The 20622-nt window shown below is 35.9% G+C and carries 21 protein-coding genes and 1 tRNA gene; 9 read left to right on the top strand and 13 right to left on the bottom strand.

The window, feature by feature from the left end:
* Nucleotides 1-515 precede the first annotated feature (515 nt).
* A complete protein-coding gene (locus KO02_RS01395) occupies nt 516-1643 on the top strand; it encodes a glycosyltransferase family A protein (protein ID WP_158500255.1) in 1128 nt (375 codons plus the stop codon).
* 126 nt (nt 1644-1769) lie between these two features.
* Here the strand turns inward: KO02_RS01395 and KO02_RS01390 are convergent, their stop codons facing one another.
* Together KO02_RS01390 and KO02_RS01385 are read right to left on the bottom strand one after the other, a co-directional pair.
* Nucleotides 1770-2888 (bottom strand): hypothetical protein, encoded by a 1119-nt coding sequence (locus KO02_RS01390; RefSeq protein ID WP_051959722.1) that lies wholly within the window; start codon nt 2886-2888, stop codon nt 1770-1772.
* Between the two features lie 210 nt (nt 2889-3098).
* A complete protein-coding gene (locus KO02_RS01385; protein ID WP_038695184.1) occupies nt 3099-3731 on the bottom strand; it encodes a glycosyltransferase family 32 protein in 633 nt (210 codons plus the stop codon).
* Between the two features lie 560 nt (nt 3732-4291).
* Here KO02_RS01385 and KO02_RS23700 point away from each other — a divergent pair.
* The 4 genes from KO02_RS23700 (at nt 4292) to KO02_RS23145 (ending at nt 7654) form a co-directional block, all read left to right on the top strand.
* Nucleotides 4292-4453 (top strand): hypothetical protein, encoded by a 162-nt coding sequence (locus tag KO02_RS23700; RefSeq protein ID WP_158500254.1) that lies wholly within the window; start codon nt 4292-4294, stop codon nt 4451-4453.
* Nucleotides 4454-5056: 603 nt separating this feature from the next.
* Nucleotides 5057-5980, top strand: coding sequence for an LLM class flavin-dependent oxidoreductase (locus KO02_RS01380; RefSeq protein WP_038695183.1), 924 nt, complete (start codon nt 5057-5059; stop codon nt 5978-5980).
* A 94-nt stretch (nt 5981-6074) separates the two neighbouring features.
* The gene (locus KO02_RS01375) at nt 6075-6269 is read left to right on the top strand and encodes a helix-turn-helix domain-containing protein (RefSeq protein ID WP_038695180.1); all 195 of its coding nucleotides are present in this window, start codon (nt 6075-6077) and stop codon (nt 6267-6269) included.
* A gap of 265 nt (nt 6270-6534) precedes the next feature.
* Nucleotides 6535-7654 (top strand): IS3 family transposase gene (locus KO02_RS23145; protein WP_200878596.1). Its coding sequence is split into 2 segments (ribosomal slippage): nt 6535-6788 and nt 6787-7654, totalling 1122 coding nucleotides; the frame shifts between segments, so codons are not numbered across the junction.
* A gap of 30 nt (nt 7655-7684) precedes the next feature.
* Here KO02_RS23145 and KO02_RS24320 read toward each other — a convergent pair.
* Both KO02_RS24320 and KO02_RS24220 read right to left on the bottom strand, forming a co-directional pair.
* Complete coding sequence (locus KO02_RS24320) at nt 7685-8104, bottom strand: transposase (protein WP_410528207.1); 420 nt, start codon at nt 8102-8104, stop codon at nt 7685-7687.
* A gap of 118 nt (nt 8105-8222) precedes the next feature.
* The gene (locus tag KO02_RS24220) at nt 8223-8999 is read right to left on the bottom strand and encodes a transposase (protein ID WP_081918279.1); all 777 of its coding nucleotides are present in this window, start codon (nt 8997-8999) and stop codon (nt 8223-8225) included.
* Between the two features lie 581 nt (nt 9000-9580).
* On the opposite strand from KO02_RS24220, the gene KO02_RS01350 reads away from it, so the two are divergent.
* Entirely contained in the window at nt 9581-10102 is a 522-nt protein-coding gene (locus KO02_RS01350) for a hypothetical protein (RefSeq protein ID WP_038695174.1), read from the top strand.
* Nucleotides 10103-10189: 87 nt separating this feature from the next.
* Here the strand turns inward: KO02_RS01350 and KO02_RS01345 are convergent, their stop codons facing one another.
* From KO02_RS01345 to KO02_RS01320, 6 genes are all read right to left on the bottom strand, one after another.
* Nucleotides 10190-10588, bottom strand: a complete 399-nt coding sequence (locus tag KO02_RS01345; RefSeq protein WP_038695172.1) for a hypothetical protein — start codon at nt 10586-10588, stop codon at nt 10190-10192.
* A gap of 533 nt (nt 10589-11121) precedes the next feature.
* A complete protein-coding gene (locus KO02_RS01340) occupies nt 11122-12111 on the bottom strand; it encodes a HipA domain-containing protein (protein WP_038695170.1) in 990 nt (329 codons plus the stop codon).
* On the bottom strand, nt 12108-12437 hold the full coding sequence (locus KO02_RS01335; protein ID WP_038695168.1) for a HipA N-terminal domain-containing protein: 330 nt from the start codon (nt 12435-12437) through the stop codon (nt 12108-12110). The genes KO02_RS01340 and KO02_RS01335 overlap by 4 nt, the downstream gene beginning before the upstream one ends.
* Complete coding sequence (locus tag KO02_RS01330; RefSeq protein WP_038695166.1) at nt 12434-12652, bottom strand: helix-turn-helix domain-containing protein; 219 nt, start codon at nt 12650-12652, stop codon at nt 12434-12436. The genes KO02_RS01335 and KO02_RS01330 overlap by 4 nt, the downstream gene beginning before the upstream one ends.
* 230 nt (nt 12653-12882) lie before the next feature.
* Complete coding sequence (locus tag KO02_RS01325; protein ID WP_038695164.1) at nt 12883-13461, bottom strand: hypothetical protein; 579 nt, start codon at nt 13459-13461, stop codon at nt 12883-12885.
* 246 nt (nt 13462-13707) lie between these two features.
* A complete protein-coding gene (locus KO02_RS01320; RefSeq protein ID WP_038695162.1) occupies nt 13708-14271 on the bottom strand; it encodes a hypothetical protein in 564 nt (187 codons plus the stop codon).
* Nucleotides 14272-14593: 322 nt separating this feature from the next.
* Here KO02_RS01320 and KO02_RS22680 point away from each other — a divergent pair, with 322 nt between their 5' ends.
* Entirely contained in the window at nt 14594-15133 is a 540-nt protein-coding gene (locus tag KO02_RS22680; protein WP_051959720.1) for a hypothetical protein, read from the top strand.
* 2 nt (nt 15134-15135) lie between these two features.
* The gene (locus KO02_RS01310; RefSeq protein WP_144243239.1) at nt 15136-16110 is read left to right on the top strand and encodes an IS3 family transposase; all 975 of its coding nucleotides are present in this window, start codon (nt 15136-15138) and stop codon (nt 16108-16110) included.
* A 409-nt stretch (nt 16111-16519) separates the two neighbouring features.
* Here the strand turns inward: KO02_RS01310 and KO02_RS01300 are convergent.
* Nucleotides 16520-16591, bottom strand: a tRNA-Glu gene (locus KO02_RS01300).
* Nucleotides 16592-16717: 126 nt separating this feature from the next.
* Here KO02_RS01300 and KO02_RS01295 point away from each other — a divergent pair.
* Entirely contained in the window at nt 16718-19228 is a 2511-nt protein-coding gene (locus KO02_RS01295) for a family 20 glycosylhydrolase (RefSeq protein WP_051959719.1), read from the top strand.
* Between the two features lie 71 nt (nt 19229-19299).
* Here KO02_RS01295 and KO02_RS01290 read toward each other — a convergent pair whose 3' ends face one another.
* Together KO02_RS01290 and KO02_RS01285 are read right to left on the bottom strand one after the other, a co-directional pair.
* Entirely contained in the window at nt 19300-19707 is a 408-nt protein-coding gene (locus tag KO02_RS01290) for a DoxX family protein (RefSeq protein ID WP_038695158.1), read from the bottom strand.
* Between the two features lie 5 nt (nt 19708-19712).
* Nucleotides 19713-20618 carry an LD-carboxypeptidase gene (locus KO02_RS01285; protein WP_038695156.1) on the bottom strand — a complete coding sequence of 302 codons (906 nt, stop codon included), beginning with the start codon at nt 20616-20618 and terminating at the stop codon, nt 19713-19715.
* Between the last annotated feature and the right edge of the window lie 4 nt (nt 20619-20622).

Here is a 20622-nt window from a genome sequence, read left to right as displayed (position 1 = left end):
CTAAATCTCTAGTAAAAGCACATCTTAAAATAATCCCAAAGGTATAATATTTTATAGAATCTTATTATTAAGTATATCAATCGAATGTATTCTTAACATTAATTAACAAAATTTACTACAAAAAACTTTGTTCTTATGATTATTTAATATATTCTTATAAAGGTATTGTAATTATGAGATATCATAAAACCATTTTCAATCTTTTCTCTGCGAAGAAAAAGCTTTTAATTTAGCAACGGAATTCATATGTTTGTTTTGAGTAAGTGTAAGACAAATACAATATCAAAATAGTTTATATTATTTCTACTTAAAAAACCCTACTCTTTAAATTCACTCTTTGGTAGAAAATTTTCACTTTAGAATTCATGAATTCTAAAGGCGTATTAGGTTAACCTAAATGTTGAAACCAGCATACTTTATCCACTACAAAATTAAATAATAAGATGATTCCAATAGTTAAATTAAACTGTTCTGCTATTAATTCTCCATCCAAAGAGAGGCAAAACCAAAAAAATATGCGAACTATTCTTCATAAATTGAAATCTTCAATTCTCTGGGCAATTGATATGGAAGAAGACGTTATTTTTTGTAAAGTAAATGATGACGAAAACAACTTGTCCAAGTCGATTTCTTGGGAGGATATCATTACTAATCTGGTTGATCAAGAGATATACCTATATTATATAGATGTGGAATATGGGTCGATATTATCGATTGATGAAAATATTGCAGTAGTATGTGATATCAAATCGATCTCTTCTTTTATATTGACTAGGCCTATTTTCAATTTCGCCCTTTCACTAATAGAACATATAGATAATCTGGAAAACCAGGATTGGCTATCATTTTGCAAAAATCTCGCTCCGCATTCAATCGCTATTTTAGCGCATAATTCCCACAATTTTAAAAAGTTTAAAATTCATGTTATCTCACCTTTTAGAAACGTCTCAACATTTATAGAGCCATATATCTCTTCTATTGTAAAACAAAAGTATTCCAATTTTAAAGTTCATCTTATAGACGACGCTTCCACAGACGGCGGGGTACGCAATTATATAACGGATTCCAGGTTTTCTATAAATGAAAGTACAATACGACAGTTTGCCCTTAAGGGCATAGTTGATACACTTTTAAATCAAGACTTTGATGATGACGATATTATTTGTTTGATAGATGCTGATGATAAACTTCCCCACGATTATGTGTTTTCTATACTTAATCAACTATACAATGATAAATCGTTGTTATTTACTTATGGTTCGGTGAGAGTCCTAGGTAATTATATTTGTGAAGGAAATGCGTATTCTATTGAGGATTTTTCTACGTTAAGAAAAAGTGAATGGAAAGTGTCACATTTACGGACATTTCGCTATAAACTATTTAAAGAATTTCAAAGACTAGATCCAAACTTTATACATCTGAAAAATTCGAAATTAGACTTTTTGAAAATGCCATATGACATGGCTTTGTTATTTCCACTTATGGAAATTGCTGGTTTTGACAGAATACGATTTATTGAAAATGTATTGTATGAATATAGACTCCATCCTAATAACGATCATAATATTAATCGAGAGGAGCAGTACCTAGGTGAAAAAATTATTCGCAATAAAATACCGTTCACTAAGTCTTTAAATTTATAGATTTAAAATTTAGATTCCTGCTATAAATGGTATCCAAAAGCATCTCAAAGCTTTAAAACGCTATGAGATGTATGATTTAGTAAATTGTGGATTTAATTCCTATTAGAAAAATATCGCATCTGCTTGTTAAGATTTAATTCCATTCAAATATCGTCTTGTAGCAAAGTGAGAATATTGGACAAAACGATAAAATTCGGGCAAGTTTCTCAAATTTCTTAAATGCACATTGCAATTATCTTCAATTGTCCCATAATTCTCCCTGAAATCTATTAGTTCAACATCTCCAACTAAATCAAGCGATATCAAACCTGTATTATTTTTAACAAAGATAGTTTGCTGTATTTCCGCATCGTGTTTAAAACTTTTGATTTGTTGCCAGGTAATTTCATAGTCAAGTGTTATATCCCATTTTAATAAGTTCTTGTGGAGGAAAAACAATTCTCCTTCTGAATTATATTGCACAATTGTATTTCCATAAAAATTTCCGTCCTCAGAAACTATACCACAAGAATCAGGATAATATTCAACCATGTAAAATTCTGTTTCAAGAGCAATCCAAGCAAATTTAAAAGTATCCTTATCACCGAGAATCATTTTATAATAATATTCATCACCTAATTTATTGAAGTGTATACAAAGATTCAGTGCATTCCAGCATTTTGCTTTGTTAATCAATATTTGTCCGCTTTCCTGTTCATGTATTTGATCGTATGGAGAATTTACTATTTTCCATATAGGATTATCTTCGCCAGTATACCAATAATCCGGCCAAAAAATTGTTCCAAATTCCTTATATTTTTTATCTTCAAATAGCGTATCAGGAGATCCATAACAAATATTATCCGCATCTAAAAAGAGTACTTCTTCGAAATTTGAATAGAGAATCGCAAGTGGCTTAAGAATAAATCCTTTCGCTTCGAATACGCCATAATCATGAAAATTTTTACATTCAACATCTAAAGATTTAAACAAATAAATCATTTCTGTAGATAATTCATTACCCATATACCACAATTCTATCGGAAGAAAACATCCTTGGCTTCTTAGACTAGAAATTGATACCCAGGCACAAATTGTATATGTAATTCCCCCTGCAGTATACACAATTCCTTTTCCTCGATATTTAAATTTAGGATAATCTGGAACATTAGTCATATATAATTTCCATTGAGTTCTTAGGAATTGAATTTCTTTTTCATTACTTTCAAAAGTAACCTGTCTTAATCCGGAAGGATGAAATATCATGTCTATTATTTTTATTTTTGTCAGTGAAATAATTATTTATTCAACACAGAGAAAGGTTTCTCATTTAGCTATAAGTCACTCGTAATCTTCACTTAAATCATTTTGAATATTTTTAGTCCCTCGGACTATTTAAGTATTAACGGACAAATCCATAGACCAAAATATCTATATTAAAAAAAACAAAAGGAATGATTTTTGACAGCGTATTACTTAAAACCACGAATGCTCCCAATAATGAGTCATTATTCCTGATTTCTGGAATTCGATCGCGGATTTTGCTTCTATGTAATCATATTCGAACACCTCTTTTACGTTTAGAAGATCCTGTAAAGAATTCTTATGTCTTAATAAAGAGTTTAGCATCCTATACGGACCAGAATATTGGGGAGTAAACATTAGATCCTGTTCTCCTCTATTAAAAGTTTCAACAATATCGTTGATGACAGATAGAAGAAATGGTTCATTTTTAGTTCCAGAAAAATGTTCGGCAGCTGGGACGTTATTGATTGGATCTAATAATAAATATCCTGAAGGTGTTTGCTGTACAAGTTCAAGAAATTGATCTTTATCATTCAAATTTATGTCCCAATCGCAGTAATATCCACCTTCATTATAAACGATAATGTATCTCCCAATATCTGCCGCTTCTGCGTGATTTCTTGCAGATTTGAAAGTATTGAGAACAGATGGGTATCTAAGTTCAATCAACTCCAGCAATTTATCATCATCCCAGTATTTTATTTCGAAGCCATAGTTAGTTAGCTTTCTCCAACTTTCCATACATTCCTTTACCAAATCTGAAGACTTTTTACCAACAATTTGATGTAATATTTTTGGAATCATATAATTAATTTTTCAATAAATTTTAATCTTGCTTTGAAAATAATGAATTTAATCGAAGAAATGAAAAAATATTTCATTAATAGTCTTTCAAAATACATTTAACTTAATTAGTTCAAGTATTTCCTCTAAAATATATTAGAGAATTTTGTATTTTAGAATGGGTAGAAGCAATCGGTCAATTTTGGACGAAGAATTAAAAAGAAAGTTAGAAAAAACTTATCGGAGCGATAAGAATCATTTCTTTTGAAGTCGTTACCAATTGATTTTATTGAAATCAGAAGAGCAAAGTTCTCAGAAAGTTCGCGATATTTTAAAAATCTGTTCGATGAGCGTCAATAATTGGACGGCAAAATTCAATGCTAAGAGTATTCGGATACAATCTTTTTGAGGAAGAAAGTCCATTTTGAGCAAAGAAAACGATACGGATTTAGTGATTGAAACAGTAAAAAGTAACAGATAAAGACTCTCTGTGGCTAAGGCTGACAATAGAAAAAGAGGTGGGATACAGCTTTCAAACATCACACTTCAGCGGTTTTTAAATGCTTTGACGCACGGTACAAATGCATAAAAACAATATCCAGGGGAGTGCCAATACCGTTTTATATGCAATTAAAAAAGAGCAGATTTTGGAATTGGAAAAGCTCTCAAAGAATCAGAATATCGATCTGTATAATGGAGATGAGAGCCATTTTAGTAGCGAAGATTATGTTCCTTACGGTTAGAAATTTCCAGATAAATAGGTATGTATTCCTATATAAGAGGGTTTTAAAGTCAACGTTTTGGGAGTCATAAGTCTGGATAACGAATATGACTCTTGAGTAACTCAGTGAAATATTGACATTAATTTTTTATTTGATTTTTTCGAGAATTTACCATTGGAAATCAATAAACCAACTTGTGTGGTTTGGGATAATGCTTCAGTTCATCATTGAAAAAAAGTAAAAGAGCGTCTTGAATGTTGGCGCAAAAGAGATTTTTATTTTTTCAATCTGCCTACTTATTTTCTGGAATTGAATGTAGCCGAAACCCTTTGGAGAAAACTAAAAAGGGAATGGATTGATCCTTTTGATTATAACGATAAGTATTCTCTTTTTTTTTATGTAGTTAATTGATGTAAGGCAAATATTTAAGAAGCAATACGTATCAAATATTCGCCTTTTCTTTAATATAAATTTGTTGAAATACTTATTATATTTATAAAAATTCAAAGCAAGCAAATATATTTTACTATATAGTGAGGGAGGATCTTTCGAACACTTTCAATCCTTACTAAGATATTAACTAATCTGTTTGAACTAAATTACAAATGAAGCTATCTAAAAATTATGGGAAAAATAACACTCAGTATATTGGAATTAGGATCTTTTAGTGGGATACAAAGCATTGTCAATGACATTATTCCTTATGCACAACAAGCTGATAAATATAAATTTTCAAGATTTTGGATAGGCGAGCATTATTTAGCGAGATCGCAGTGGTATAATCCTGATATTCTTTTACCACTGTTAGCAGGCTCTACAAATAGAATATCAATTGGTACAGCTGGAATATTATTGTCTTATCGAAATGTTTATAAGACTTTGTTAGATTATAAGATGCTTAGCAGTTTGTTTCCAGACAGGATTCATCTTGGACTGGCGAAAGGAGGAATAGAGCCCGAGATTGAACGTCTTTTAGCTCCAGGATCGACAAATGGCCTACTGTTACAGTCCCAAAAATTTAATCATAATTTTGAACAATTAATGGAATATTATCGCCACTCTTCTGAAGAGATTAAAAGTAGACCTGAACTTTTAATCCCTCCATTTGACGGCAGACTCCCTGAGCTATGGTATTTAAGCACTACATTACCACAAGAAATCCAAGATTATCAGTTATCGAGATTAAATTACTGTTTGTCATTCTTTCATACACCACATCTTACAATAGAATCCATGGCTCTAAAGATTGACCAAATAAGAGAAGTTTATATAAAACGCTTAAATGTTCTCCCGAAGATTAGTCTGGCCTTTGCCGGAGCTTGTTTCAAAAGTTCTATAAATATAGATGATAAATGGAGTTTAATAAAAAAAAAGGAATCCGTCAATTCTTTTAATGAAATCTATGGAGATATTGCCTTATTTCGTGAACAGATTGAAGAATTAAGGTACAAACTAGGAATAGATGACTTTGTATTTTATAACAAACAAATAGAGCCAAAGAAAAAGAAACAATCTTTAAAATTTATATCTAGAGAATTTGACTTATAACTGAGCGTGCGGAAGTTAGGTGGATATGCTGGCGCATACTGACCCCTTTGCGAGTAGTTTTTGTTAGTTAGTGATCAAATAATTTGGATAACTGATGGTTGGAAAACCAAAACAAATGAGTCAGATAAAACAATTAATTAGATTGTATCAGGACGGCAATGGCATAAAGACAATTGCCCGCAGTCTAGGAATGAGTAAGAATACAGTGCGGTCTTACCTAAAAAGAGCCGTTGGTGGGTTCAATACCGAAGAACTTCTTAACCCTCATTATTCACGCCTATTTTGCTAACCTAGTTTTTAGGTGATATTATTTCTGGGATGCTTTTTTCCAATAGATTCTGAGTTTCAAACAATGTTTTCAAGTATAATTTCATTTGTCTAAGACATTGATTTTACCCTAAAAATAACTTTTTTGAGCACAAGATATATGTATCCCATAGCCTTTAAGATTTCTCTTAAAAGCGTACTGATTATGACCTCCCCCCTAAAAACTGGAGCATTTAAAAGTAGAGAATTCAGGATAGAATTACTAATTTTAAATAGGAGGAAAAACGATGAAAAGATCGAAGTTTACCGAAGCTCAGATTACCTTTGCGATCAAGCAGTCCGAGACGGGCACCAGGGTGGAGGAAGTCTACCGTAAGATGGGTATCAGCGAGGCTACATTTTATAATTGGAAGAAGAAGTACGGAGGGCTTGGGATTTCTAAACTCCGAAAACTACGCCAACTTGAAGAAGAAAATATCCAATTGAAGAAACTTGTCGCCGATCTGAGTTTGGATAAGCAGATGTTACAGGATGTGTTAAAAAAAAGTATTGAGACCTTCCCAACGCAGAAAAATAGTGAAGGGATTAATTGCGGACTATCGGGTTTCATTGCGGAAAGCATGCGAAGTATCACTACTAAGTACTTCTGTTTGGTACTATAAAGCCCACCGTCGCGAAGATCTTCCATTACGCTTAAGGATACGTAATATAGCCGAAACACGCGTGCGTTATGGTCTCTGGCGTGTTTATATTCTTTTACGTCGTGAAGGTTGGCCTGATAACCATAAACGTGTATATCGGATCTATAAGGAAGAAGGTCTGAATTTAAGGAGTAAACGCCCGAGACGCTGCAGAGCAGCCTCTAATCGTTCTGAAAGACCTTCGTTTTCCAATTTACATGACTGCTGGAGCATGGACTTCGTAGCAGACGCACTGTTCGATGGGAAGAAAATCCGCTGCTTAACTATAGTGGATAATTATAGTCGTAAATGCATGGCAATCCATGTTGGACAGGGGATAAAAGGTTATCAGGTTGTAGAAGTTCTGGAAGAGCTGAGGTTGTTTAAAGGAGTTAAACCAAAGAAAATTCAGGGGGATAACGGATCAGAGTTTATCTCAAAGAAAATGGATCGGTGGGCCTACGAACAAAAAGTTGAACTTGTCTTTTCAAGACCTGGAAAACCAACGGATAATGCGTATATTGAGTCGTTCAACGGAAGCTTCCGAGACGAATGCTTAAACACCAATTGGTTCCTTTCGTTGGAGGATGCCAAGCAGAAAATTGAAGACTGGAGAAACGAATATAATACCTTCAGACCCCATAGCTGTTTAGGGGATTTAACACCTCAAATGTTTATTGAAAATCAGGTCAAAATAGCAAATTTTTCTACTTTCCAATGTCCCTGAAATTGGGAGGAGGTCACTGATTGGAATTTTTTAGTTTTGGGTGTAGCTAGTTAGGGTAAGATTACAATTAATTATCTCCCGGAATAAATTTTGATGAACAAAGGCCTTGGATAATTGATAGTATATTCGTCTTTTAGTAATTTTTATGGTAGCGCCTATTTTTAAGAGATGTGTTCTTATTGTGCTGACTTGCCACCTCTTAGCCTTTTCTGATTTTGTTTTTTGGATTCTGTTTTTCAATTGCAAGAACATCTCGTAAGCCAAGCAGCTAAGAAAAAGACGGAAGAAGTTAGCGAAAAAACCGTGATTAGATAACCTGTCTGAAAAGCACATGTTTTTTACTTCTTTGATCCTATTTTCACTAGCATCTCCTCTTTTTACATAAAAACCGAAGTAAATCTCCCTTGCATCTTGGCCTTCTAGGTTACTGATAAAGTGACGTACGTTCAGTCCTTTACCTGTAATCTCTACCTTGGTATAAGCCCTTTGGGCTTTATGTCAAGTGCCAGCTTGGTAAGCAAAAGATACGAAGTGCTGATGCTTTATATTTCGATCTACATATAAATGTTTAACAGCACGAACGCTTCGCTCTACTTTTCTTTTTAAATACAGGGTTGCCGGCTTGGCCAGTTACAAAATAAAGAGTAAAAGCATCTACAAGTTTATAAAATGATGCGCAACTAAAACCACTATCGGTGCGGATTATAATTTTCATTTCTGGATAGCTAGCTCGTATTTTCTTTACTACTCTTCTAAGTATTCCAACGTACCACTTAGTGGAATTGCTATTTCCTGGACGTAGAACCGGTAATATAATTTGCCCAGTTTGACCGTCATGAAAAAATAGTTCATTGAGCATAAAATGGCCGTAATACCCATTGAACATGGACAGTTGCTGCTTTCCATAGGTACTATCATCCGTTGCATCCACATCTATAATTACCTCCTTGCGTCCCTTTAAGCTTCCAACATATCGATTAAGCCAAGCATAACATAATGCATACAAGTAGCATGCATAGACCGTCATGTTGACTAGCGATATACGCAGTGTATCTGCACGGTCATTTTTCACCACTGCAGTAAATGCACTCCCCTCGCCTTCTGCGTGGATCAATAATGAATAATAGCTTCCCTCTTGCCCAAGTGGCAATTGAGGATGGAGCAAAGCTACACCTAGGCACCTCTGTGCCTGCTCCAACTCGATTTCTCTTAAACTTAGTTCTTGTAAAGCTGTTATAATATGTTTTCCGTGACTACTCGGAACACATATTATAACAGCCATAAACAAAGGCAGTTCTTCCCCTGGGGACAGCACATAGCTCTCCCTATTGCAAGTTTCTTGCATGCTAATTAGGATTGGTCGTTCAGCATGGTTAAGTACGATAGACTCTAGAAATCTATGGCTCAAGCACCACGCTCAACAGTTAAAAAATAAAATGAAATTGGATTTACCTAAGCACGTTTGAAAGAGTTCATACAAGGTTATTTAATTGGCGTCACGTGCTTCAAGATAGGATGGTCATATCAATGACCTCGCCTCCGAGCTACTCGGGAGCGCTGATGATGTTCTTTGATTGTTGTTTTTGAGAATTCATAACTCGCAGTTTTAATTTAAACGAGTCTCTTAAAAAACTATAGCTAGGCCCTATGCTATCGCCGTGCAGGCTTCCGAGGGCCATAGAACCGACAAACAATAGGGCCCATAACGCTATAGTGTGCATCAAAAATACACAAAATATCATTACGGGCATTGAAGACCTACTGTCTCGTTCTTAGCAAAACTCGGAATTTGCACGAGAGACTCTTGTACTCAACACCTATAATCAGACACTGATCTGATTATCAATAATCAAAAATAACAAAATTAATTAATAAAAAGAAACTATTTGCGGATTATTAATTGATATTGAGTATTCTTTTGTAGTTATGAAAGCCTACAATGCTAAAATAACGTCTGAAAACATCAAGAATCATTTTGAAAAAAGTGGATTAACTATCGAAGTATTTGCAAACATATTAGAAGTTTCAAAAAGATGGCTTGAATACATTTTAGCTGGAGAAAAGAATTATGAATTTGCTCCAAATACAATTCAAAAAGCATGCGATTTTTTTATTGCTGATTTTAGAAAATTTACGACCGAGCTACAAACTGTTCCAAAAGATTTTCGCGAGTTCTTAAAAATGAAGCATTCTAGAAATAGTGAGTACAATAAAATACTACTAGATGCTCCTTCTGTTCCTTTCATTATAGATGAAATTTTGATAAAAGACGATGAATTCATTAGTAGTACCGGATTAGAATTGAAATTTGTCAAACAAATCCTATGGAGATATTATCCTGATTTAAAACTCACTAATCTATCAAGTGACCTACAAAAATCTGACTCTATTTATCACAGTCTACATCCAACTAAAAAAAAGAAAACGAATATTTATCGGACGAAATAAATAAATGCAAAAACATTTAGTAAAATAAGCATTTAAAAAATTATCACCCCATTTTTTTCGTAAGAAAAGAGGTTTTTATAACCTTTTTCATTCACATAACGAATCCTGTGAGCAACAAAGCTCCGGGCCAATGTCGTAAAGACCCACATTTCGCGCTATGGCGGAACGAATCCCCCGACGAGCTTTACTATTTCGCCACATAGCAAAATCACTCAGATACCATTCCGCTACATTTTCCCGATTGTCCAAATGATTTCCCCACACGTCTGAATCACTTAGACGTAGGTCTAAACGCTTTCGTCGTCCGTCGAAACCTCTCCGCCACAGTGCGGAACCACACAGTGACTGGTGTATTCCATTTCCCCGACTGTCCAAGCCATTTCCCCTCGCGTCTGAATCACTTAGACGTAGGTCTAAACGCTTTCGTCGCCCGTCGAAACCTCTCCGCCATAGCGCGAAGACACGTTCCCGTTGCACACTAACCATAAAATCGACGGCTACCTAGCTTACCTTTGGTGAGCCAATTCATAGTTATTTGGCACACTAGCGCCTCACTTCTATCCAATAACTACTTTTTCCCGCAGTTTGTTTGCCATAGAGCCAGTCATTGTTCAGTCACACTTCGATTGTTCTTCACTCGTCAGCGAAATGCGACACTAAAACGATCGAAGAACGATCCGACAAGGCTAAGTCAATTTCCACTATGGTACGGAGTTACCCCATAGTATTCACGAAACGTGAACACTATTAATTAGTGAATAATCGAATCCCTGTTTCTAGAATGAAAATCTAACGTACTAACCCCTAGACGAACTGGTCTATCTGTGTTGCGGTTTCCAAATATAGAAAGGCTATTCCCAAGAGTCAAGTTGCTTAATATTTAATTAATCTGTCATGATTTATTGCCTATTTAGCCAATTCTGTATCTTAGCAACTATTGCATCCGTCGCAGAAAAGACCATGCACCAACTGCTCCAGGCAATAAACGCTAAATATGAAATCGTTCAAAACAACAAGCATCATGCTTTTAGAAGCTGTTTTAATCTGCCCTGATAAGATTGCCAATAGTTTCGCTTGGTAGTATCATCTAAAAACGAAGCAAATGTCAATTCTTCCACCAAATCTTTCTTCGATATCATGACTTCTACCATTTTGTCGAATGCCTTTTTCGGAATACCCGCCTTTTCGGAGAGAAGGGCAAATTGATGCTGTATTTTTCCCTGGGCAATATTTTTGGGCAATAACCCGTCATGTAAAGCAAAATCACTATCCTTAATGTGGATACGGCTGTTGACTAGATCATAGGCCGGACTTAACCGATAGTCCCCCAAAGTAGTCTCCAGTAATGAGAAATTCTTAAAATGTGCATCACCGTTAGAGAACAAATAATTGAACATTAGAAGCTTCAATAATTTGGTCGCTTCAATCGCATAAGCCGGCACAAACCGTTGCATCAATTCGAAAATCTGCAGGTAGTTTCCCTGATATTTATAATCCGAACCGTGGGTCTGGGGGGTTCGTCCTGCCAATGATGCGAAATCATCTTGGGCAAGCTTGCTACCATCCTTGTTTAGATCAAACCGTTTCGTCAGATATGCCGGCTGACCGTCATTGAAGAAGATCAGTGCATTGTCTGCCGTATCAATACCATAGACCTGTCTAGCCATCTGCATAGTCAGATGCTCGTTTGCGGGCATCTGGTCTTTACGTGTACCGGCATTCGGAATAGGCTTCAGAATATAACTACCCTGTTCCCCTTCTTGAATAAGCCTAAGCTTGTTCTTATCCAATAAGAGTGAAAATTTCTCCTGAACTCCTGAAATTGACATAACTTGCCTATTCTGATCAAATTCTTCTTCAAGATTGGGGTCAGCAGAGGCAGGTGAACCAAAAGGAAGTACATGATCGACCTTTTTTCCGTCAAATACCTTGGTAAGACACTTACGGCTGTACGTACTGTAGTCTGGAGATAAAGTTCCTGGACAATGTGTGATAAGCGGTAAGTTCATATATCATTAATCTTTTGTACTCGGACAGCACCTATTGCATCATTTTTTGCCGTAATCAACAATAGCCCGAAATAATCGTCGGTATCAATCTGGTTAAGCTGACAAATGATTTGCTTATTCGAGCCCTCTGGTAACATGTTATAAAAAAATGGAAAAAGAAACTCGGATTCGTAAGGTGCATATTTTTTGGGGAGGCCAAGGCTGATCGGTGGCTTGGTAATATCGTCTACCCATGAAACATGATATTGGAAGGTAAATGTACCATCATCATGCTGGGTCAAAATACCGGCATCCATGTTTTTAAATAATATTTTTGCGGCTCTCATAAATCAGTCTTTAACTCTTTGACTTTAAGTGCAACCTCCATTCCCAAAGCATCTGCAAGTTTTTGTAAAGTGCTCAATGTTGGGTTTCCTTTTCCACTCTCGAATTGTTTCAATGTTCTCAAGCCTACGCCTGATAGATCCGCTAACATTTCCTGTGTTACCTGAAGCGATTCTCTACGGGACTTTACAAGTTGTATAAGTTTATCTAAGTGCATCTTAAGGCTCTTTTTTATTTAAAGATACAGGAAAAAAAACAAAAACAACCAAAAGAGCCGTATAGTGCTCTTTTAAGGTGAAAAATGATACTGAAACTATAAATATCATTAAAAGTGCATTTTAATACACTTTTAATGACAAAATGATATAACAACTCTATTTTCTAATCGAATAGTGCATTTTAAGGCACTAAAAACAGATGAGTAAGCAGTCTTATTATCAGGTAGCGTCATTTTCCTCCTCGCGACAAACGAGCGGGAGTGCTGTAAGTCATGATTTCCGTACCGTTAGACTTTTTCACAATTTCTTTTGTATTTCTAAGTATCAATGTATGGCTTCCAAGTTTGCTATATGAAACAAATTCGCCATCCGGAGTTTGGTTGCAGATAACAAACATATGCCATCCTGTGTCCTCCGGAAGGGAGATAATCACTTTTTTACCAGACTTCAATTCATTTTCTATAGTTTGAAAAAGACTGTCTATCGGAAAGTTTGCATCCCGAGGCAAAACAAATTTTTGGGAAAAAGTAATGCCGTATAATTCTTTATTGTCAAAATTACGGAAAGAGCCATCAGTTTTGTTTTTCCATTCATTTTGTAAGTCGTAAAAATCAAAATCTACGACTTCATAATACTTTAGTACCATTTCGACAGCTGATGGAATGCAAGACAATTGAAAGAGTTGATTGTGGTTATTTACGACAGTATCAAAAAAATCACAATTATCGATTTTTTGTGTTTGAGCCTTCGAATGAAAAATAACAGATGTGGATATGAACATGACCAATGTTAAGAGAATCTTTTTCATAATTTAAATCATTATTGTTTTTACCAAAGCTGTGTTAAACGGTCGAAATCTTGGTGAATAAACATATTGTACTCCCCATAACATGCTCATTTTAATGTTTGTACTAATATATATATTTGGCAACAGTTTTTTACAAAGAATGCCTTTATATTCCATCTTTTTTTAAATATATCTATTTTTATTTTTTTGTTAGGAGGAATAATAAACAGGCTACAAGTCTGTACCATAGGGCATTCTTACCTCTCACTACAAACGAGGAGAAATGCTGTAAGTCATGATTTCTGTACCGTTAGACTTTTTCACAATTTCTTTTGTATTTCTAATGATTAAGGTATGGCTTCCATGTTTGCTGTATGAAACAAATTCGCCATCTGGAGTTTGTTTATAGACGACAAAAATAGGCCAGCCCGCTTCCATTTGCAGTGCGATAATTACTTTTTTACCAGACTTCAATTCATTTTCTATGGTTTGAAAAAGACTGTCTATCGGAAAACTTGCATCACGAGGCACAACAAATTTTTGCGAGAAAGTAATTCCGTATAATTCTTTCTTGTCAAAGTCAGCGAACGAACCATCCGTTTTGTTTTGCCATTCATTTTGCAAGTTGTCAAAATCAAAATTCACTACCTTACAATACTTTAGCACCATTTCGATAGCTGAAGGAATACCTGAGAATGGAAAGATTTGATGATGATTGTTTACGACAGTATCGAAAAAATCAATTTTATTGATTTTTTGTGTTTGAGCCTTCGAATGAAAAATAACAAATGGAGATGTTAACATGACCAATGTTAAGAGAACCTTTTTCATAATTTAAATTATTCTTGTTTTTGTAGCAAACGCAATAAAACTGTTCTAAACACAAGTTTCTCCAACTTTTTTAAATAAGATACAATTGTAAATTTTCACTCAGGTTCCTCGCGTCTCTCAAATATACGCAATAATCTGCTGTATGAAAGGATGTCAAATATCTTTCTATTAACCCCTTTAAATAGTTGTTTTTAAGCGTCTTGAGTTGGTTTTGTTAGGTTTTTATTGATGATCTAGGATTGACCAATAGCGAACTAGATTATAATTAAAGAGGTACTAAGCTCTGTCTAGTCCTAGAATAGTTATACACTAATTATAGTGTATGAACAAAATAAAAGCAAAGAAACCCGAACTCAAATCTACTCCTTATTATGACAAATCAGTCATAAAAAAATCGTTATCATTATTAAAGAAAGGTTATTCCAAACGACAAGTTTGCGAAAAATTAAGCGTTGGTGGCCAAGCATTGAGTAAATGGATGATAAAGTATACTGTTCAGGATGTGTGCACTCCAAAATATACTAAATTATCACCTCTCCAGCGTCGTTCTATCGCTCTTCAGATTATGCAAGGTACGCTAAGCATTTCAGAAGCTAACGAGATTTACAATATCCACGGTCATGATACCATTGCAAAATGGGTTAGATTACTTAAGAAAGAAAATGTCGATATTAGCATTTTAAAAGCTGATGTCGTGGAAGATGAAGATTTGTGTAAGGTAAATGATAGTGAACTAGAAGCATTAAAAGCTGCTTTATCTGCCGCTCAATTAAAAATTACTGCCTTAAACACTTTGATCGATGTTGCCGAAGAACAGTTAAATATTAATATCCGAAAAAAGTCTGGTGCCAAGCAGTCTTAGTCCTGCAGAACTTATTTCCAAAAATAGGGATAGGTAATTTATGCAAACTGTTTGGCAAGAGTCGTCATGCTTATTATGATCACCTTTGGCGCTCACGTGCGTCTAATTTTGTAGATGATATTATTTTACAGGAGGTTTTGAAGATACGTGAATATTTACCACGAGTAGGTGTACGCAAGCTTCATTTCATGTTGTCACCTATTTTAGCTTCTCATAATATAGAAGTTGGCCGAGATTATTTATTCGATTTGATCGGTTCGCATGGTCTCTTAGTTCGCACGCGACGGCGTAACGTGAAGACAACGAACTCTCGTCATCATCTACGCAAATATCCCAATATCATAAAAGAGTTAGTAATTAGTCGGCCAGAAGAGTTGTGGGTTAGTGATATTACCTATATTAGGCTTATAGATAAATGGGGATACCTTAGTCTTGTTACTGATGCTTATTCTCGAAAAATCATGGGCTATTGCTTTCGTGAGGATATGACTACGATAGGTTGTGTGAGAGCCCTTGAAATGGCAGTGAACAATAGAGAATGGATAGATTTACCTCTTATCCATCATTCTGACCGAGGAACTCAGTATTGTAGTACATTATATGTAGAACAGTTAAGATCCAATAAAATAGCTGTTAGTATGACTGAAAATGGAAGTCCTTACGAAAATGCATTGGCAGAACGTGTTAATGGGATACTAAAAAATGAATTTGAATTTTATACCAAAAAACTATCATTTCCCGAGATGTGCTTATATATTGATAAGAGCATTGATTCATATAATAATATTAGACCTCATAGCAGCTGTGATTATCTCACACCATCTGAAGCTCATCGCCAGAATGTGGCATTGAGGAAAAGATGGAAAGCATATTCTAAAAATTACGACGTTACCGAAAAAGAACTTATGGAATTGACAAATGAAGAAGATTTACATTCTTCGAGTGAAATTATTACATTTGACGAATATGCTGTATAGCTTATTTCGGATTAATGTCGAAAGTTGTATAGTTAAAACCAGGATTTATTAAATAAACTGTATAGCTATTTTAGGACGGGTCACTCATACCAAGCTCTGATTTAATAAGGGAATAACAGGGGTTTTATAGGGGGTTAATAGGGGGTTAGTAGGGGTATAGCCCTATTAACTCCCTGCTAACTCCGGCTTACCACTATCGTAACCCTAATTTAATGGCGGGTTTGGTATCCACTTGTTCCCCTTTTACCCCCCTACTGTTCTTGAAACTGTTCTTTTCGAGGGATATGCTGATTGCCTGCTTAAGGTTACTTAATGGGCCATATGCACACATCGTATATTGTAAATAAAAAATGAAATATGACAGAATAGATTGCATAAAAAAAGCGACTCTTTTGGAGTCGCTTTTTTGTAGCCCGTAGGGGAATCGAACCCCTGTTTCTAGAATGAAAATCTAACGTCCTAACCCCTAGACGAACGGGCCTTTTTGTGTTTCGGTGTGCAAATATAGAAAGTATATTGAATATATCAAAATATAAATGATAAAATTATTTATTTATCTAAAAATTGTATCTTTAGATACACAAGAAACTAGAGCGCTATTAAATTTATGAATAATCAATCTTATAAAAAGCACTTTTTGCTATCGGCAACAATGGGGCTTTTGGCTGCAAATCTCTTTGCGCAGTCGCCAACAAATATTGAAAATAAAATTGAGGTGACATGGGAAGTACCGACCGGAAAAAACTTGAAAAAGAATCCTTCTTCTAAATTAATCATCAAAAACACCAATAGCCAAGCGCTTGCTCTCAAGGATTGGTCTTTGTGGTTTAATTTCATCCGTGGAATAGATGCTCAATCTGTCGATTCACGTTTTAAGTTATCCCATCGTAATGGCGATTTATTCCAGATCGAGTTTGCGAAAAATAACATGATCTTACAACCTAAGGATACGATAGAAATCAGCTTCACCACGGTAGGCGGTTTGATTAATTACACCGATGGGCCTATTGGGCTATATGTAAGTTATGACGACAAGGGTACTTATGCTGACATCAAAAACTATCAAGCACAAAGGAATACCTTTACTGAGGACGAACGGAAAACATACTTAGCGCAGAAGTTTACGAGCAATGAACTACTTTCTAAAGGAACACAACAAGATATTTTACCATTACCGGCACAAGCCATGGTGGATAGGGCTAAGTCCTTTAAGTTGGTTAATACTGTTTCGATCAATTCAGATGCAGACTTTAACAAGGAGGTTGCTTTATTCATCCAATTCTTAAAAGAACAAACAGGTATACAAGCACAAAACAGTCAAAGCAAAGAATCGCAGTTAAAGATCGTGAAATCAGCAGGTTTCGCAAACGAAGGCTACGCATTGACGATCGATAACAAAGGAATCGAAATTAAAGCCAGTACCGCAACAGGCGCTTTTTATGGTTTACAATCGTTAAAATCGCTACTTCCTGCAACAGACTGGAGCAGCACAAACAAAACTTTAAACTTTCCATTTGCTCAGGTAAAAGACCAACCACGTTTTCCCTACAGAGGATTAATGCTGGATGTAGCACGCAACTTCCATAGTAAAGAGGAGGTTTTACGCATCCTCGATGCCATGGCACAATATAAATTGAATAAATTTCACTTCCATTTTATCGATGACGAGGGCTGGCGCTTAGAGATTCCAGGATTACCAGAATTGACAGAAATAGGAAGTGTCCGTTCGGCTAACTTTAAAGACGGAAAAGCGATACAACCAGCCTATGGTTCTGGTGCGGTAGCAAAAGACAAGCAATACCTAACTGCACAAGATTACATTGCTATTTTACGTTATGCTGCAGCGAGACATATTGAAGTGATACCAGAAATTGAAACGCCGGGACATGCTCGTGCTGCGATAAAATCAATGGAAGCTCGCTATAACAAGCTGAAGAAGGCTGGAAACCTAAAAGCTGCTGAAGAATATTTATTGCATGACCCAGCTGACCAATCGGTTTACAATTCTGCTCAAAACTGGAATGACAATGTCTTGAATCCAGCTCTACCTTCTGTTTACCATTTTCTCAGTAAAGTCATTGACGAGATTAAAAGCATGCATGAACAAGCGGGTGTACCGCTGACAATGATCGATTTAGGTGGCGATGAAACACCAGCTGGCGCATGGGAGAAATCGCCAAGGATCGCGGCATTCATGAAAGAGAACAACATCACCTCTGTATACGATGTGTGGCCATATTATATCAATAAGATTAATGAAATCTGCCAGTCCAAAGGATTGACCATGTCGGGTTGGGAAGAAATGGGAATGAAGAATTTCGGAAAAGGAATGGATGTCAACCCTGCACTAGCGGATCATAAAATAAACTTAAATGTCTGGAATAACCTCATTGGTGGTGGACAAGAAGATTTAGCTTACCGCTTAGCAAATGCGGGCTATAAAGTTGTCTTTACATCTGCTTATAATAATTATCTGGACATGACTTGGGACCATAATTTTGCCGAGCCAGGACACAGCTGGGTAGGATTGGTTGATATCAACAAAACATACTCTTTCGCTCCGGAAAATTATTTCCTCAATATTTTTAAAGATAATGCTGGAAATGACTTACCACAAGATTTTGCAAAAAATAAAGTGCACTTGACTGCAAAGGGAAAAGCCAATTTCTTAGGGGTGAAAGCTGGTCTTTGGTCCGAAAAAATAAATAATGACACCCGGTTAGAAGAAATGATTTTCCCACGCTTATTGGCTGTTGCCGATCGTGGATGGGCAGCTGAACAAAGCTGGGAAAAGGGCGATAACTTTGATGCACAAGCTTACCAGAAGAGCTATGCCGGATTTATGCAAAAACTGGGTAATGATGAATTAAAAAAACTAGACAAGTTAAATCAGGGATACCATTATCGCGTACCAGCTGTTGGCGTCAAACTAGTCGATGGAAAATTGGTTGCAAATGCCGATTACCCTGGATTTAAGATCTATTATACAGAAGATAACACTGAACCCTCTTTAAAATCCAAGGAATTCAAAGAGGCCATTCCTTTTCATAACAAATCGACATACAAATTTAGAGTCATCACACCAAACGGTGACCTAGGGATTATTTCTACCTTCTAAAATAGTTGATCAACAAAAAAGCGGGATTCCATAATTTGGAATCCCGCTTTTTTGCTGTAAGCCTTATCGGTTTATTTTTTATCGACTGAGTATTTCCCTGGTCCAATAAATAACAGACCAAAAAACACAAAGCACAATTCGATAGCATGGGAAGCCCCATTAAGCCCATCCCCTTTTCCAAAATGAACTAAGGCAGCAATGAACATCGTAAAGGCTAAGAGTAATAAAGATGGTCTGGTCCAAAGGCCTATCAATAGAAATAACCCGCCTATACTTTCTGTAACAGCTGCCATCAACCCCCAAAAAACGGGTAAAAAATGAACGCCTAAAACTCCCATGGACGCACCTAGTTTTTCCCACATCGGCATCCCACCCATTATCTTCGGGAAACCATGCACAATCATCATCGCTCCCAAACCTATACGTATCATCAATAAACCTAGATCCTTGTATTTTCCTAATGTTTGAAATATTGCCATAATATTTAATCGATATATGTTAATGAAACCTTATGTTGTGTTATTTTCAATTTTACTTTCTTCCCTAGAATCAAGGCATGATTATCGTCAATATGTCCTGCAGGATAATCAAATGCAACAGGAAAATGATCATCGGATACTTTATCCATCACCATCTCTGCTACCGTTTGGCCAAAGGAAGGGTCTCCATCTTTCATGGCCGTAAAACCACCGACGATTAAGCCCTTCAATTTTCTAAATTTACCGGCACGTTTTAATGCCCATAACATGCGGTCTACACTATAGAAAGACTCTCCTACGTCTTCAATAAATAAAATTTTACCATCGTAATTGACATCCGATTCTGAGGCCAATACGGACAAAAGTATGGCCAAATTTCCGCCTATAAGCACGCCTTCGCCCTCACCTATCCGACTTGGAGCCGCTTCTTGGGTATATTGATGATCTACAATATGTCCAAATAATGCTGCTTTTAGGGTATCTAATGATGCTTCAGTCCCAGCTTCAAATGATTTGGGCATCTGTCCATGTATCGTGGGGATACCATATTGACGTTGGATATGACTATGTAAAACCGTGATATCACTAAAGCCAACAAGCCACTTGGGTTGTTTTTCAAAAAGAGAAAAATCAAGTTGATCAATGATACGTACGCAACCATATCCACCGCGAGCTGCGAAAACAGCTTTAATAGACTCGTCATCCAAAGCCCATTGCAAATCTTCAGCACGTTCGCGGTCATCCCCTGCAAATTGATGATAAGCAGCAGTCACGGTCTTCCCTAAAAGAACCTCTAGACCCCATGACTCTAATATTTTAACCGCTACATCTATATTCCCACGGATAAAACTTGCTGGACAGACAATTGCGACTTTATCGCCTGCTTTAAGAAATTCAGGTATTTTCGTCATAATC

The sequence above is a fragment of the Sphingobacterium sp. ML3W genome (assembly GCF_000747525.1).
Classification (GTDB): Bacteria; Bacteroidota; Bacteroidia; order Sphingobacteriales; family Sphingobacteriaceae; genus Sphingobacterium.
The sequence above is the reverse complement of the archived record's forward strand: the minus strand, read 5'-3'. Positions and strand labels throughout refer to the sequence as shown.